Origin of the sequence: Paramylibacter ulvae (assembly GCF_014652655.1) — a bacterium.
Lineage (GTDB): Bacteria > Pseudomonadota > Alphaproteobacteria > Rhodobacterales > Rhodobacteraceae > Amylibacter > Amylibacter ulvae.
Genome location: NZ_BMZF01000007.1, coordinates 63116 through 79488, shown reverse-complemented (window position 1 = coordinate 79488; position 16373 = coordinate 63116). Strand labels below are relative to the sequence as shown.

Annotated in this window: 11 protein-coding genes; 9 read left to right on the top strand and 2 right to left on the bottom strand. The window is 50.4% G+C overall.

All coding sequences use genetic code 11. The features are described 5' to 3' along the window. Nucleotides 1–35: 35 nt before the first annotated feature. From IE094_RS12155 to IE094_RS12115, 9 genes are all read left to right on the top strand, one after another. On the top strand, nt 36–1046 hold the full coding sequence (locus tag IE094_RS12155; protein ID WP_189640976.1) for an AAA family ATPase: 1011 nt from the start codon (nt 36–38) through the stop codon (nt 1044–1046). Continuing rightward, nucleotides 1043–1939, top strand: a complete 897-nt coding sequence (locus tag IE094_RS12150; protein ID WP_373295877.1) for a DUF58 domain-containing protein — start codon at nt 1043–1045, stop codon at nt 1937–1939. The genes IE094_RS12155 and IE094_RS12150 overlap by 4 nt, the downstream gene beginning before the upstream one ends. Then, nucleotides 1936–4704, top strand: a complete 2769-nt coding sequence (locus tag IE094_RS12145) for a DUF4159 domain-containing protein (protein WP_189640975.1) — start codon at nt 1936–1938, stop codon at nt 4702–4704. The genes IE094_RS12150 and IE094_RS12145 overlap by 4 nt, the downstream gene beginning before the upstream one ends. A gap of 1 nt (nt 4705) precedes the next feature. Then, nucleotides 4706–6784 (top strand): hypothetical protein, encoded by a 2079-nt coding sequence (locus tag IE094_RS12140; protein WP_189640974.1) that lies wholly within the window; start codon nt 4706–4708, stop codon nt 6782–6784. 67 nt (nt 6785–6851) lie between these two features. Further along, nucleotides 6852–8285 (top strand): FAD-linked oxidase C-terminal domain-containing protein, encoded by a 1434-nt coding sequence (locus IE094_RS12135; RefSeq protein ID WP_189640973.1) that lies wholly within the window; start codon nt 6852–6854, stop codon nt 8283–8285. Continuing rightward, nucleotides 8282–9409, top strand: a complete 1128-nt coding sequence (locus tag IE094_RS12130; protein ID WP_189640972.1) for an FAD-binding protein — start codon at nt 8282–8284, stop codon at nt 9407–9409. The genes IE094_RS12135 and IE094_RS12130 overlap by 4 nt, the downstream gene beginning before the upstream one ends. Nucleotides 9410–9412: 3 nt before the next feature. After that, complete coding sequence (gene glcF / locus IE094_RS12125; protein WP_189640971.1) at nt 9413–10714, top strand: glycolate oxidase subunit GlcF; 1302 nt, start codon at nt 9413–9415, stop codon at nt 10712–10714. A gap of 67 nt (nt 10715–10781) precedes the next feature. Beyond that, entirely contained in the window at nt 10782–11579 is a 798-nt protein-coding gene (locus IE094_RS12120) for a trypsin-like serine peptidase (protein ID WP_189640970.1), read from the top strand. 169 nt (nt 11580–11748) lie between these two features. Further along, nucleotides 11749–12228 (top strand): Hsp20 family protein, encoded by a 480-nt coding sequence (locus IE094_RS12115; protein ID WP_189640969.1) that lies wholly within the window; start codon nt 11749–11751, stop codon nt 12226–12228. 215 nt (nt 12229–12443) lie between these two features. Here IE094_RS12115 and IE094_RS12110 read toward each other — a convergent pair whose 3' ends face one another. After that, a complete protein-coding gene (locus IE094_RS12110; protein ID WP_189640968.1) occupies nt 12444–14648 on the bottom strand; it encodes an esterase-like activity of phytase family protein in 2205 nt (734 codons plus the stop codon). A gap of 117 nt (nt 14649–14765) precedes the next feature. Beyond that, nucleotides 14766–16247 carry an NAD-dependent succinate-semialdehyde dehydrogenase gene (locus tag IE094_RS12105; protein WP_189640967.1) on the bottom strand — a complete coding sequence of 494 codons (1482 nt, stop codon included), beginning with the start codon at nt 16245–16247 and terminating at the stop codon, nt 14766–14768. Nucleotides 16248–16373: the final 126 nt, after the last annotated feature.

Below are 16373 nucleotides of genomic sequence, written 5' to 3'. Positions count from 1 at the left end.
ATAAGATAACAATTGGTAACTTGAAAGGGTGTGTAATGACAGCCGACGAAAAGAATCTCGCAGAATCAATTGAAAAGATCGGCGGTTTATTATCCGCAGCCAAAACCGAGATTGGCAAACGGATCATTGGCCAGCACACGGTAATCGAACAAAGTTTGGTTGTTTTACTTTCTGGCGGTCATGGATTGTTGATTGGTGCGCCGGGGCTGGCGAAAACGCGATTGGTAGATACGCTTGGCACGGTTATGGGGTTAAGCGAGAGCCGCGTTCAATTTACGCCCGATCTGATGCCCGCGGATATTTTGGGCTCTGAAGTATTGGAAACCAACAAACAAGGCGCAAGAGAATTTCGATTTATCGAAGGCCCGATATTTAGCCAACTTTTGATGGCCGACGAAATTAACCGTGCATCACCGCGAACGCAGTCTGCATTGTTACAAGCGATGCAGGAAAAAGAGGTGTCCATTGCGGGGCAAACACGCGCATTGCCAGAACCGTTTCACGTGCTGGCCACTCAAAACCCGATTGAGCAAGAGGGTACCTATCCTTTGCCAGAGGCACAGCTTGATCGGTTCCTGTTGCAAATTGATGTTAATTTCCCTGATCGCGATACCGAGCGTCTGATCCTAGAGGCGACTACAGGTATTATGGATGTGCAAGCTGAACAGGTGTTTGATGCGGAATTATTGATAGAAGCGCAAAATGCGGTTCGTCGTATGCCCGTTGGTGCGGCGATCGTTGATGCGATCCTTGATCTGGTGCGCCAAGGTCGCCCCGAAGATGAGACCGCAACCGATTTGGTGCGCGATAACATTAGCTGGGGCCCAGGCCCACGCGCCGCGCAAGCATTGATGTTGGCCACGCGTGCGCGTGCGCTGTTACAAGGGCGGCTAACTCCCGATCTTGATGACGTTGCTGCACTGGCGCATCCCGTGTTGGTGCATCGCATGGCGTTAAGTTTTGCGGCGCGTGCGCAAAATATTGCGCTGTCAGATGTGATTCAGAATATGGTTGACCAAGCGATATTAGCCAAAGATGCCGCGTGAATGATGAACAGATCATAACGCCAGCGCATTTGCGCGCAGATGCGGGGCAGCTAGCCGCGGGTTTTCCAGCATTGCTGGCGCGTGCGCAACATTTGGTGGCGTCGCTGAATCTTGGATCCCACGGGCGCAAACGTGCGGGCGTTGGCGATGAATTTTGGCAATACCGTCCCGCAATTTCGGGCGACAGTCGCAGCGCGATTGATTGGCGCAGATCGGCGCGTACGGATGCGCAATTCATCCGTCAAATGGAATGGCAATCGGCGCAAACGGTGCATTTTTGGGTGGATTCTGGTGCGTCGATGGATTTTTCCAGCGATGCAAATTTGGAAACCAAATCATCGCTTGCCACGGTTCTGGCCTTGGCTTTGGCGATATTGCTATCGCGCGCGGGCGAACGTGTTGGGCTATTATCTGATCCACGCCCTGCAAAATCGGGTGAATCCCAAATTCAGAAAATCGCTCAGACCTTGGCGGCAATCGGCGAAAAATCCGATTACGCATATCCGCCACAAAAAGCATTACCAAACGGAAGCCGCGCAATCCTGATTTCCGATTTCATGGGGGAATGGGAACCGCTGGTGCGCGCAATTTCCAAAACTGCCGATCAAAATGTTTCTGGCTGTTTGGTTCAGGTGTTGGACCCGACCGAGCTTTCGTTTCCGTTCAAAGGGCGGGTGATTTTCGAAAGCATGAAATCGTCGCTGAATTTCGAAACGTTGCGGGCAAATTCGCTACGGGATGAATATATTCAAAAACTGGCAGAACGACAGGACGCGCTGCGTACATTGGCACGTAAATCTGGCTGGCGGTATTACACACATAATACGGATAGCGCGGTGCAATCGGCATTTTTGTGGCTCTATAATGCAACGGAACAGGGGGCTGCGCGATGACGTTCGGTGCGATTGCATTTTTGTCACCATGGTTGTTGATTGCGGGATTGGCATTGCCGATTCTGATCTGGTTGCTGCGCGCAATTCCACCCGCACCCATTCGCCAACGTTTTCCCGGTATTACGCTATTGTTGGGTTTACGGGACAAAGATTCCACACCTGATCGCACCCCTTGGTGGTTGCTTTTGTTACGTGCAGTGGCAATCGGCGCGGCGATATTAGCATTTGCGGAACCCGTGTTGAACCCAAGCGATCGCGTCGCTGGGCGCGGTGCGTTATTGATTGGGATGGACGCATCATGGGCCAGTGCGCAATCATGGCAAATGCGCAAAGACAAGGTGGAAAATTTGTTGAATGAGGCGGAGCAAGATAACCGCCCCGTTATGGTGGTCAAATGGACAGATACACCAACATCGGATTTTGAAAACGGGTTTAGCGCGGCCAGCAATTGGATCGATCGGCTGCAATCATTTCATCCCAATTCTTGGGAACCAAATTACGATCAATGGCTGGATATTGTCACCAATTTAGAGGCCAGCCAAATCATATGGTTTTCAGATGGGATAAACCGCAGCGATCGCGCGGCATTTTTGAATCGACTTACCAGTTTGGCCGATGTTTCGATTGTACAAAGCGATACAAATGTTGTCGCCCTATCGCCGATTACCGTTCAGGATGGCGCATTGAACACCACGCTCACACGCATTCATTCCGATACGATGGATAATGTGCGTCTTTCTGCGATTGGCCCCGACCCGACGGGGATTACGCGCAAACTTGGCAGTGTTGATGTGGTGTTTGATGCAGGAAACGCACAGAGCCTTGGTGTGGTCGAACTCCCCATCGAGCTTCGCAATCGGGTGACGCAGGTTTCGATTGATGATGTGAATTCAGCAGGAAGTGTGGTGTTGGGCGATGATTCATTGCGTCGGCGCAAGGTCGCATTATTTGGCAGTGACCGCGCATCAGAAGCGAGCGCATTGCTATCCGAGCTACATTATTTGCGCAACGCGCTACAACCCACAACAGAGGTGATCGAAACTGAATTGTCCGAAGCCCTGGTCGCCAACCCAGAGGTAATCGTATTCGCCGACATTGGAGAATTGAACGAAACAGAAACGCAAGATATTCAGACATGGATCGAACAGGGTGGCACGTTGTTGCGGTTTGCAGGGCCCAATTTGATTTCCAGCGGTATCGGGCAATCTGAAAATCATCCGCTATTGCCTGTACGATTGCGTTCTGGCGGGCGCAGCGTTGGTGGTGCAATGTCATGGGGCGAGCCGCGTAAATTGCAAGATTTCGCCAAAGAAAGCCCATTTTTCGGCTTGAAAATCCCCGATGATGTTGATGTGAATAGCCAAGTTATGGCGCAACCCGATCCCGATTTGGCCGCACGCGTTATTGCCAGTTTGGACGACGGCACGCCATTGGTCACGAGCCAAAACATTGGCCAAGGGCGTGTTGTTTTGTTCCATGTCACGTCCAGTACAAAATGGTCAAATCTGCCGCTGTCCGGCCTGTTTGTACAAATGTTGGAACGCTTGGCCATTACCGCAAAAACCAGTGCCGTGACCAGCAGCGACGTGGCAGGAACGATTTGGACGCCGACGCATGTTTTGGATGCATATGGTGCTTTGGGCGAAACACAATCCGCCAGTGGGGTGTCAGGTGAATTATTGGCCGCTGGACAACTTGGCCCCGAATTACAGCCGGGGATTTACACAAATGCGGATCGTGCAATCGCGTTGAATGTTATCCAAACAGATCGACAGATCACTTCTGCTACATGGCCAATTGGCACTAATTTATTGTCCCTGTCACCATCCAGCGAACGCGCGTTAAAGGCAGAGTTTCTGCAATTTGCATTTGTGCTTTTGCTGATTGATGTATTTGCGACATTGGTATTATCAGGGCGGTTGCGGGGCGCACGCAGTGGGCAAATTGCGGTGATTGCATTGCTTTGTGTCATCAGCGCCAATTCAAAATCATTCGCGCAATCGGATGAGGATGGCGCATTATTTGCGGCAAACAATACGGTTCTGGCCTATGTTATCACGGGTGATGCGCGTGTGGACGAGGTGTCCCACTCTGGTTTGGATGGGTTATCGGCAGAATTATACCTGCGTACAAATATTGAACCTGTTCCGCCCGTTGGTGTGGTATTGGGGAACGATGATTTGTCGCTCTATCCGTTTTTGTATTGGCCGATCACGGATAAACACCAAGCGTTGTCTATCGATGCGGTGGCGTCGCTTAATCAATATTTGCGCAATGGCGGGTTCATTATGTTTGACACACGCGATGGCAACCAAAGCGGCGCCATTGGGCGCAGCACCCCAAATGGACGCAAATTGCAACAGATCGCACGTCGTTTGGATATTCCCCGCCTAGAGCCAATCCCAACTGATCACGTTTTGACGCGTGCATTTTATTTGCTACAGGTTTTCCCGGGGCGTTACATCGGCCCCGATGTTTGGGTTGAGGCAGCACCAGAAAATGCCGAACAAGTCGAAGGTATACCATTTCGCAATCTCAACGACGGTGTAACGCCAGTGTTGATCGGTGCGAACGATTGGGCGGCATCTTGGGCGATCACGGAATCGGGTCGGTTTAAATATCCTGTTGGACGTGGTGCCAATGGTGAACGCCAACGCGAATTTGCCATTCGGTTCGGTGTGAATGTGTTGATGTATGTGATGACCGGTAATTACAAAAGCGATCAGGTACATGTGCCTGCATTGTTGGATCGGTTAGGGCAATAACATGGACAGCAGCATCGTTTTTTCCCCGCTTATTTCTGAAATATTGCTTATTATTGGTGTGATTATTTTAATCTGTGCCACTGGCTTTGCGGCTTGGCGTGGATTGTCGGGGTGGTTTTTGCGCGCCCTTGCGGGTGGTGTCATTCTTTGTGCTTTGGCTAATCCAGTGGTACGTTATGAAGAACGTGATCCACTCAGCGATATTGTGTTCTTGGTCGAAGACGCCAGCGAAAGCCAAAAAATTAGTGATCGCCCTGAACAGGTTGCAACCGCGCTTGCAGGGTTGCGCGAAAAAATTGGAAATTTGGAAAATTTCGAACTGCGAGAAGTCCGTATTGAAAATGATATCTCCCAAGATGAAACCGGTTCGCTTGTTTTAACGGCACTTGCGAATGCGGCATCAAAGGTTGCGCAAAATCGCATTGCGGGTGCAATCATTATCAGCGATGGGCGCATACATGATGCCGAGATTTTGCAAACGTTTGCGGCTCCTGTGCATATTTTGCAAACGGGCAAATCAACGGATTGGGATCGCCGTATTGTTGTGACCAATGCGCCAGCCTTTGCAATTGTTGACGAAGAAATCACCCTCAACCTTCGCATTGAAAATGATGGTGCGGTTCCAGTGAGTGAATCCGAGTTGGCGAACCTTACCATCACGATTGACGGTGAAGTGCAAAGCCAATTTCAGGTGCGCACCGATGCCGATTTGGAATTGCCAATCACGCTAACGCATGGCGGGATGAACGTGTTGCAATTCACCATCGCCGCCGATGAAACCGAGCTGACTGATCGCAACAATTCTGCCGTTGTTACCATCAATGGTGTGCGTGATCGGTTGCGGGTTTTGTTGGTATCAGGCGAACCATATGCGGGTGGGCGCACATGGCGCAATCTTTTGAAATCCGACAGCGCGGTTGATTTGGTGCATTTTACCATCCTGCGTTCAGCAGAAAAATCCAACAATGTTCCCGTGCGCGAATTATCATTGATTGCATTTCCAACGCGTGAATTGTTTCTGGATAAAATCGACGATTTTGATTTGATCATTTTTGACAAATATCGGCGTCGGGGAATGTTACGCCCTGCGTATCTGCGCAATGTGGTGGAATACACCAAAAACGGTGGTGCTGTTCTGTTTGCAACCGGCCCCGATTTTGCGGGTGTGAACAGCTTGTTTCGATCTGATATTGCCGAAATTTTACCTGCGGTACCCAGCTTTGATGTGATTAACCAAGGCTATAAACCACAGATTTCCCAAACGGGGCATCGCCACCCCGTAACACAAGGGTTGGAAAATTGGGCGGGTGATCTGGCACCTGAAAATGACCCAAATTGGGGGCGCTGGTTCAGATTGCTTGATACCAATGTGCGCAGTGGTCATATGGTGATGCACGGGTTTGATGAAAAACCATTACTGGTGCTTGATCGTGTGGGTGAAGGACGTGTTGCCATGTTGATGTCGGATCAAGCATGGCTGTGGTCACGCGGGTTCGAGGGCGGCGGCCCACAATTGGAGCTGTTGCGCCGACTTGCTCATTGGATGATGAAAGAACCCGAACTGGAAGAAGAGCAGTTGTCCGCACAGGTGGACGGCCAACAGGTGTTTATCACCCGCCGTTCATTATCCGAATCGATCCAAGCGCCAGATATAACCTATCCCGATGGGGAAACCGAAACGCTAGAACTTCGCGAAACGTCGCCAGGGCGTTGGACGGCGCGAATAAATGCCGAACAAAATGGTTTGTTTGAATTGTCGGACGGTGAATTAAAAGCCGTGTTCGCGGTTGGCCCCGCCGCACCAATTGAATTTGAAAAAACCATCGCGGATGCCAGTTTGTTGCGCCCGTTGATATTGGAAACCAGTGCGGGTGTTATCCGCGCCCAAGACGTGGCCGTGCCCAATCTGCGCCTAATCCGAGCGGGGCGGAGTGGTGCGGGTGAAAATTGGTTCGGATTAACACCTCGTAACGCATATCTTACGCTGGATGTACGCCAAACACCGATGCTACCTGGGTGGGTCTGGTTATTGATGGCGGCAACCTTGATCGTTTGGGCGTGGCGACGTGAAGGGCGCTAAGCAATGAAAACTTGCCTTTGATAAATTGGTAATTTATTATTACCAATTGAACGCAAGGAAAAATCCCATGGAAATGCCGATCCCCAGCGAAATGGTGTTAAGCCGCAAATCCGACATTGTCGCGCGATTGCGTACGGTATTGCCAGACGATGCCGTCATATCTGAACCATCCCAAACCCAAGCATATGAATGCGATGCGCTTACCGCGTATCGCTGTGCACCGATGGCTGTTGTTTTGCCACGCAACACGCAACAGGTTTCTGAGGTTTTGCGCATATGTTCGGGATTAAACGTTCCCGTCGTGCCGCGCGGATCAGGCACATCATTGGCGGGTGGGGCATTACCCACGGCCGATTGCGTGGTGCTGGGTGTGGCGCGGATGAATGGGGTATTGGAAACAAATTACGATGATCGCTATATCCGTGTGCAATCGGGACGCACGAATTTAAGCGTGACTGGCGCCGTAGAGCAAAACGACTTTTTCTATGCTCCTGATCCAAGCAGCCAACTTGCCTGTGCCATCGCAGGCAATGTTGCGATGAATTCGGGCGGTGCGCATTGCTTGAAATACGGCGTGACCACGAACAATTTGCTGGGTGTCACCATGGTGATGATGGATGGTGAAATCGTCGAAATTGGCGGTTCGCATCTTGATGCATCTGGTTTGGATTTGCTGGGCGTTATTTGTGGATCAGAAGGCCAACTTGGCGTGGTGACAGAGGCAACATTGCGCATTTTGCATAAACCAGAGGGCGCGCGCCCTGTCCTGATCGGGTTCGATTCAAACGAAGTTGCGGGTGCATGTGTGTCTGACATTATCAAGGCGGGCGTGTTGCCTGTGGCAATCGAATTCATGGATCGCCCCTGTATCGAGGCAGTTGAGGATTTCGCCAAGGCTGGATACCCAGATGCAGAGGCAGTACTGATCATCGAGGTCGAAGGGTCCGAAGCAGAAATCACCGAGCAGTTGGAAAAAATAACTGCGATTGCAACGCGGCACAACCCCGTTGAGCTGCGCGAAAGCAAATCAAGCGAAGAATCCGCGGCAATTTGGGCGGGGCGCAAGGCAGCATTTGGTGCGATGGGGCGCATTGCCGATTATATGTGTTTGGATGGCACAATCCCTGTCTCCGAATTGCCATTGGTGCTGCGCCGTATTGGTGAGCTGTCGAAACAATACGGGTTAAAGGTTGCGAATGTATTTCATGCAGGCGATGGCAATATGCACCCGCTGATCCTGTTTGATGCCAATAAACCAGGTGATCTGGAATTATGTGAATTCATGGGCGCGGATATATTAAAGCTCTGCGTCGAGGTTGGCGGATGTTTGACGGGCGAGCACGGCGTGGGTGTGGAAAAACGCGACTTGATGATGACGCAATATAATATTGCAGATATCGAAACACAGTTACATGTCAAAGACGTGTTTGACCCCGCGTGGTTATTAAACGCAGCCAAGGTTTTTCCACTGTCCACGACAAAATCACGACGTGCATCATGACGCCAAAGGATGAACAAGAACTCGCAGAATGTGTAAAGGATTCCAGTGGAACGGGCCGTAAATTGCGCATTCGTGGGGGTGGCACACGCTTGGCGCTGGGCAATGCGGTGTCTTATGATGACACGATTTCAATGGACGGATTCAGCGGTGTATCGCTCTATGAACCGGGCGCATTAACTTTGGTCGCAGGGGCGGGCACGCCGTTGTCCGAAATAACCGAAACTTTGCGCAAATCTGGCCAGCAATTGCCGTTCGAGCCGATGGATCATCGCACATTGTTAAATAGCGTGGGCGAACCAACCATTGGCGGCGTTGTTGCATGCAATATCTCTGGCCCGCGGCGTATTCAGGCGGGCGGATGTCGCGACAGCTTGATCGGGGTGCGGTTCGTAAACGGACAGGGTGAGGCGATTAAAAACGGTGGGCGCGTGATGAAAAATGTCACGGGCTATGATTTGGTGAAACTCATGGCAGGCAGCTTTGGCAGCCTTGGTATCTTGACCGAGGTCGCGTTCAAAGTTCTGCCAATTCCAGAGGTGCAAAGCACAATTACATTGCACAGGGCGGATATAAATACCGCCGTCAACGCAATGTCAGCAGCACTTGGGTCCCCGTTTGATGTAACAGGGGCAGCGTATTTGCCAGCGATCAAAGGCGCAGATTCAAAAACTGTCTTGCGTATAGAGGGTTTCGCAAAATCGGTGAAATATCGCGCTGATAAACTGGCCGAAAAAGTCTCCGGTTTTGGCGAGGTTTCGATTGTACGAAATGATCATGATATATGGGCAGATATCAAAAACGTAAAACGGTTGTCGGGCAATTCTGATGCGATTTGGCGCGTCTCTGTGAAACCATCAGATGCGCCAGCATTCTGTGCAAAATTAACACAATCCTGCGCCAGCGCCGAAATGCAATTGGACTGGGGTGGTGGATTAATCTGGGTGCGCGTGCCGAATGACTTTGATTTGCGCCAAAGTTTGAACGTGGCGGGACACGCCACGATAATTCGTGGCGATGGGTTTGCTGCGTTTCACCCACAACCAAGCGTATTGGCGAAAATCGAACAGAGACTGCGCGACAAATTTGATCCGGTGGGCGTTTTGAACCCGGGAATAATGGGCTGACACATGCAAACAACATTCTCGGAAGAACAACTAAAAGATCCTGCAATTCAGCGTAGCAATGAAATACTGCGATCCTGTGTGCATTGTGGATTTTGCACAGCAACATGCCCAACATATCAAGTGCTTGGCGATGAATTAGACAGCCCGCGCGGGCGCATTTATTTGATCAAGGATATGTTGGAAAACAACCGCAAGCCCGATGAAAAGACGGTCAAACATATTGATCGTTGTCTGTCATGCTTGGCTTGTATGTCCACATGCCCATCGGGCGTGCATTACATGCATTTGGTTGATCACGCGCGCGATTACATCGAAAAAAATTATGATCGCCCCTTGGGTGATCGCGCGATGCGTTGGTTGTTGGCGCGTATTTTGCCGTATCCAAATCGGTTCCGACTGGCCATGCGCGGTGCAAATATGGCGCGTCCCTTTGCATTCGCCTTGCCAGCTAAGTTGCGCAATATGGTTGAATTCGCCCCGAAAAAAATCGCTCCACCATCCTTGAATGACCGCCCACAGGTTTTCCCCGCCGATGGTTCGCGCAAAAAACGCGTGGCACTGATGACGGGTTGTGCGCAAAAGGCGCTTGATACCGATATAAACGATGCCACCATCCGCATCTTACGCCGCCATGGTTGCGAAGTTGTTGTTGCCAATGGCGCGGGGTGTTGCGGTGCGCTAACGCATCACATGGGTAAAACAAATGAGAGCCATGCCGCCGCACGCAAAAACATTTCGGCATGGATTGGCGAAATGGATGGCGACGGATTGGATGCGATTGTGATCAACACCAGTGGCTGCGGCACGATGATAAAGGATTACGCACATATGATGCGCAATACAGATATGGCGCAATCCGCGATGCGCGTGTCAAATATCGCCAAAGATATTAGCGAGGTTTTGATTGATCTGGATATCTCCTCACAACAGCCGCAAAATAAACGCGTGGCTTATCACGCGGCCTGTTCATTGCAGCACGGGCAACAGATCAAAACGCATCCCAAAACTTTGTTGAAAAACGCCGGATTTGAGGTGATGGAGCCAGCGGATTCACATTTGTGTTGTGGGTCGGCGGGCACATATAACTTGATGCAACCAGAAATCTCGACACAGCTTAAGGATCGCAAACTGGCGACGCTAACTGAATTGCAACCTGAAATCATCGCAGCCGGTAACATTGGATGTATGATGCAAATCGGGTCGGGCACGGATATTCCGGTGGTACACACGGTGGAGTTGTTGGATTGGGCAACGGGTGGACCTGTGCCCCGAAAGCTGCAAAATCGACCTGAACGCACAAAATAGTTACCCATGGGTCATAGTTTGGGCGCATTTTCTGGACATTAAGCGCCTGATTTGTAGAGATTCTAAAATGATAAAACGAATACTGATGATATTGGGTTTGGCGCTTGCGGGCGTATCAGCCCACGCCGACGATGCCGCACCACTGCGCCAATTGCTTAGCCCGACTGATGCTAATAAATGGCAGGCTGTTGGATTGTTGATCATGGATGGGCACGCCACTTGTACGGGTACGCTGATTGCGCCCAATCAGGTGCTAACGGCGGCGCATTGTATGTTTTTGAACGACACCAAAAAACGCTATGACACCAGTGCAATCAAATTTCTGCCCGGTTGGCGGTTGGGGCGTGCAACATCGTATCGTACGGCGCGGCGCGTCGTGATCCACAAGGATTACCGCAACATGGAATATGATGGGCGCACACGGCGCGATTTGGTGGCGACCGATCTGGCAATAATCGAACTGGATCGTAGCATCAGCAAGGATGTGGTGAAACCATTTGCAGTACACGACCAACCCAAGGTCGGCGCTGAATTAACTGTTGTATCATACGGCAAGGGGCGCAACGATGCCCCGTCCATCGAAGAGGGCTGTCATGTGATGGGCAAGGATGATCGTGTTTTGCAAGCAACCTGTAGCGTTGATTTTGGCGCATCAGGTGCGCCGATTTTTGTCATGGATAATGGCGTGCCGAAAATCGCATCTGTGGTTTCGGCCAAGGGTGAAACAAATTTCGGCCAGCCCTTGTCATTTGGGGTGGCTTTGGGCGAACCGCTGGACCAACTGCGTAGCCAGTTGAAATTTGATCGCAGCGTGTTTCAGGGCAAAAAGGCGGGTAAATCATTATCCGAACAGTTGGGACGATAGTAACCAAACTGTGAATGATGCGCGCAGAAAATATTGAATTTCTGCTTGAAGCTTTCGAAAAACTCACCATATTTAATTTATCCGAATGCCCATATGGGGTTCGGTGATTAACCCGCTCGCCCAGTTTGGGGAGCATTATATACGTATCGCTTCTAAAGGAGGATGCCTTATGCGTACTTATGATTTCGCGCCATTATACCGTTCTACGGTTGGCTTTGACCGTTTGGCAACAATGTTGGATCGCGCGCTCAGCGCCGAAGTAACACCAAACAGTTACCCCCCATATAACATCGAAAAATCAGGTGATGACAAATACCGCATTACGGTTGCCGTCGCTGGATTTACCGAAGATGAGATCAGCGTTGAAATGCGTGATGGTCAGTTGGTTATTTCTGCCAAAAAAGCGGAAACAGACACCGATGAAAATATAAACTACTTGCATCGTGGTATTGCCGCACGTGCGTTTGAAAAACGTTTCCAATTGGCCGACCATGTGCGTGCCACAGGTGCAGAATCTGAAAACGGGCTTTTGCACGTTGATCTGGTTCGCGAAGTACCCGAAGCGTTGAAACCGCGCCGCATCGAAATCGCAAACGCTGCGAAAACGATCGAAGCAAAACCAAGCAAGAAAAAAGTGTTAGAGGCATAAGCCCAACATTTGACGGCCCAGATTTGGGCCGTCATCCCCCCACAGATTTTCGAACACCTGATCTGGTTCTCCCCTTCCAAGATCAGGCCGACGCGCCACCCCTGAACGTTCCCCGTGGGGTGGCGCCATTTATTTCCACCCCCAAATAAAATATGCGCCCCCGAAAGGGCGCATATCCAATGTCAGCGAACAGTTGTTTTGGGGTAGGGGTAAACCTAGTTCAGCTGTGTCATTGTTCCGATATTGATGAAATGCGTTTCACCAGAATGATCGTCAATGCCATCGTTATCCGTTACAGCAAATCCAACACCCGCGGCATCAATGGCAAAGCCTTCTAATTTGTCTTGGACATAACCGTTACCCGCCGCCAAATCAGGGATAAAATCGCGCACCTCTTCTTTGGTGACCACGGGGAGTGTTTCGCCCAGTTTCGCAGCTTTCATATCCGAAATTGGAATACGATATAGTTTTTTTGTAACAGCGTTTTGGCCAATTTGATTGTCGCGTTCGATGACATAAACACTGTCACCAAATGCGGTGATTTCAGACAGGCCGGTCCAACCTGTATCCGGTTTGGCCTTTGGGTATAAAACCGCGCCCCATTCTTTGGTTTCCAGATTGTATGACACCAATTTCACATGATCAGCGGGGTCATCTTTCCATTCGCGTTGGATGGCGATCCATAATGTATCATCAATCAATGTGATACCTTCGGCCCCAAATCGTTTTTCAACGGCCAGCAATTCGGCAGGAAAACCGATTTCCTGTATGATTTCACCCTTTGCATTCACATTGTAAATCGCGTGTGGAATGACGCGATCTGTGCGCCCTTCTGATGCGATCCAAAAACCGCCGTTTCCATCCAATGTGATGCCTTCCATGTCTAACTTTTGTGCGGTTTGGCCAAAACGCGTGATTGGAATAGCGCGCGTAATTTTTGCAGGTGTCGCAGTTGCATCAATTTCGAAAATGCTGGGTAACATGCCATAAAAGCTGTCGTTAACGGCATAAAGCTTACCGGGTGTTTCGCTGTCTGCCGCCAAACCTGATAACGCACCCCAGCCGATCAATTCATCTGCACCAGCCGATGTGATGGATGGGTACTGTGCAACGCCTTCGCCCAATTCATATGTCATGACGTGGGCACGAATACCGCCATCTTCGATCAAATCGGCCTCGTTTGCGGTAACCAGCAAATTACGCGATGGAATGGCCACGATGCCCTCTGGCGCGATACCTGATGGAAGTAGTTGTTTTAAAACAGGCTCCGCTGGGTTTGACATATTGTAAACCGCAACGATTGATCCGCGCTCTGATCCGATAAACGCATACGGCGTGCCGTTGAACATACCAACTTCGACGGATTCTGGTTCAACGCCTTTTTTGCCAGATCGTTTTTCGGGATAATGCCCCGCTTGGATCAAGGCATGTTCAAAACTTTCGCCGCTTTCATACACGACTGTTCCGTCTTTGCGAAATACGGTCCAGCTGCGCGATCCGCCTTTGTAATCGCCCTCATTCGCGGTGATGAAATGATCGTTGTCCAACCATTTTACCGCATCTGGTTCACGACGCACATCGGTTGCGGTTTCATCAAACGTCAACGCACCGTCGCGTTTCAAATCAACATTGTTCAATGTCACAGTTCCCGCTGCGAAATGCGAGATGATGCGCCCATCTTTGGCAACCACGGCGATGTGGTTGTTTTCCTGCATGGTCACAACGGTTTCGCCAAGCGCATTGATATCTACAAATTCTGGTTCTGGATCGCTGCCTGCGATTTGTGCCAGATTGGTCATGGCGATGGTGTTTAAACTTTCACAATCGGCAACGCCGTCTTTCACCTGCAATGTTACCAATGCGCCTGCGGGCATTTGAGGGATCACGCCACCGTCCAAATCTTCGTCGCGTTCGTTTTCGATGGCAACGGCAATGAATGATCCATCTTTGGCAATTGCGATGCTGTCGGGCTGGCCGCCAATATCACAAGACGCCAGTTCTGATTTCGTGTCGATGTTGATCGTTTTCAACAGACCAGATGGCGCGGTATAGCTTGCGGAGGTGTTCACGCCAACAAAGGCTGAAGTACCCGCGAGTGCGACAGATGTCGGCTCACCATTCATCGCGATATTGCCCAGCGGTTTTGGGGCATGTGGATCAGAGATATCAACCATGCCCAACGCGCCAAGCGGGCTGTCAGTGTAAACCAAACGCATCCCATCGGCGGTAGCAGTGATGATTTCGGGCGATGTTTCACGTGCCAAATCTTCGCCAGCTGCCATATTCGATGGTGTCGCAAATGATGAAATACGGTTAAAGTTGCTGTCTGCTGTTGCACAATCTGCGGTGAAAGATGCGGCAATAATAATGGCTGCGGCGCCAATGCGCTCTGCAATCCAAGATTGGGAATTGATCAACATGTTTGTATCCTTTGTTCATGTGTGTTGCGCACGCTAATGAACCAAGGATTCAGTTTTTTAAACTTTATGTATCACAAATGTAAATTGCCCCGCACTTGGCGGGGCAATGAAATCAGTTTAACCGTCGACGTGGGTACAGATGTATTTCATTTCCAAGAAATCTTCCATGCCGTGGTGTGAACCTTCGCGGCCAAGGCCAGATTGTTTCACGCCACCAAATGGCGCAACTTCTGTTGATACTAAACCTGTGTTCACGCCAACAATGCCGTATTCCAACGCCTCTTGGACACGGTTCACGCGGTTCAAATCGCGGGAATAGAAATATGACGCTAAGCCAAAGATCGTGTCGTTGGCCGCTTTTACGGCTTCCTCTTCGGTTTTGAATTTGAACAATGGTGCCAATGGGCCAAAGGTTTCTTCGTTTGTGACCATCATTTCGGATGTGACGTCGGCTAATACAGTGGGTTCAAAGAATGTGCTGCCCAATGCGTGGCGCTTACCACCCGCAATGATACGCGCACCTTTGGATGTGGCATCTTTGATGTGTTCTTCGACCTTTTCCAAGCCGTTCATGTCGATCAATGGGCCAGTGGTGACACCGTCAATCAATCCATCGCCAACAACCATTTGCGATACTTTTTCAGCGAGCTTTTTGGAAAACTCTTCGTAAACGCCTTCCTGGACGTAAATGCGATTAGAACACACGCATGTTTGGCCGTTGTTGCGGAATTTGGAAACCAGCGCCCCTTGGACGGCGGCATCGACATCGGCATCATCAAACACGATAAACGGTGCGTTCCCGCCCAGTTCCAGTGACAATTTCATAATTTGTGGCGCACATTGGCCCATCAAAATCCGGCCCACTTCTGTGGAACCTGTGAACGTTAATTTGCGCACCTTTGGGTTATCGCAAAATTCTTTGCCGATCTTGCTTGCACGTGACGAGGTGATCACGCTGAACACACCCTTTGGAACGCCTGCGCGTTCGGCTAGCAACGCAAGTGCCAGTGCTGAAAGCGGTGTTTCTTTGGCTGGGCGCGCAACAAATGCGCAACCCGCGGCCAATGCTGGCGCAACCTTGCGCGCGATCATCGCGGCAGGGAAATTCCATGGAGTGATAGAGGCAACAACGCCAACCGGTTCTTTTTGCACGGTAATGCGTTTATCGCGCAAATGTCCTGGAATGGTTTCACCATAAATGCGTTTCGCTTCTTCGCCAAACCATTCGATATAGCTCGCTGCATAGAGAACTTCGCCAACAGCTTCTTCCAATGGTTTTCCCATTTCGGCGGTCAAAATCGTGCCCAGATCGGTTTGGTTTTCGACGACCAGATCGTACCATTTGCGAATGATAGCTGCGCGTTCTTTGCCTGTATGCGCTGCCCAATCTTTTTGAACTGCATAGGCTTTGTCAATTGCGCGTGCCGCTTCCGCGACCTCTAGATCGGGAACCGTTGTCAAAATATCGCCGCGCGCGGGATTTGTGACATCAAATGTTTCGCCAGCTTTTGCATCAACCCATTCGCCCGCAACATATGCCTTGGAACAAAGCAAACTTGGGTCGTTAAGAAGAGATTTCAAATCTGTATGATCGAGCATCTATTTGCCCTTTCGATTGGTGTTAGTAATGTTTGTATTGGATTGGGAAAATGGGTGGCATAATCTGTGAGCAGGTGCAACATAAATGCGACTTGTGATACGCTGCATTTGCGAAATCTCGATCAA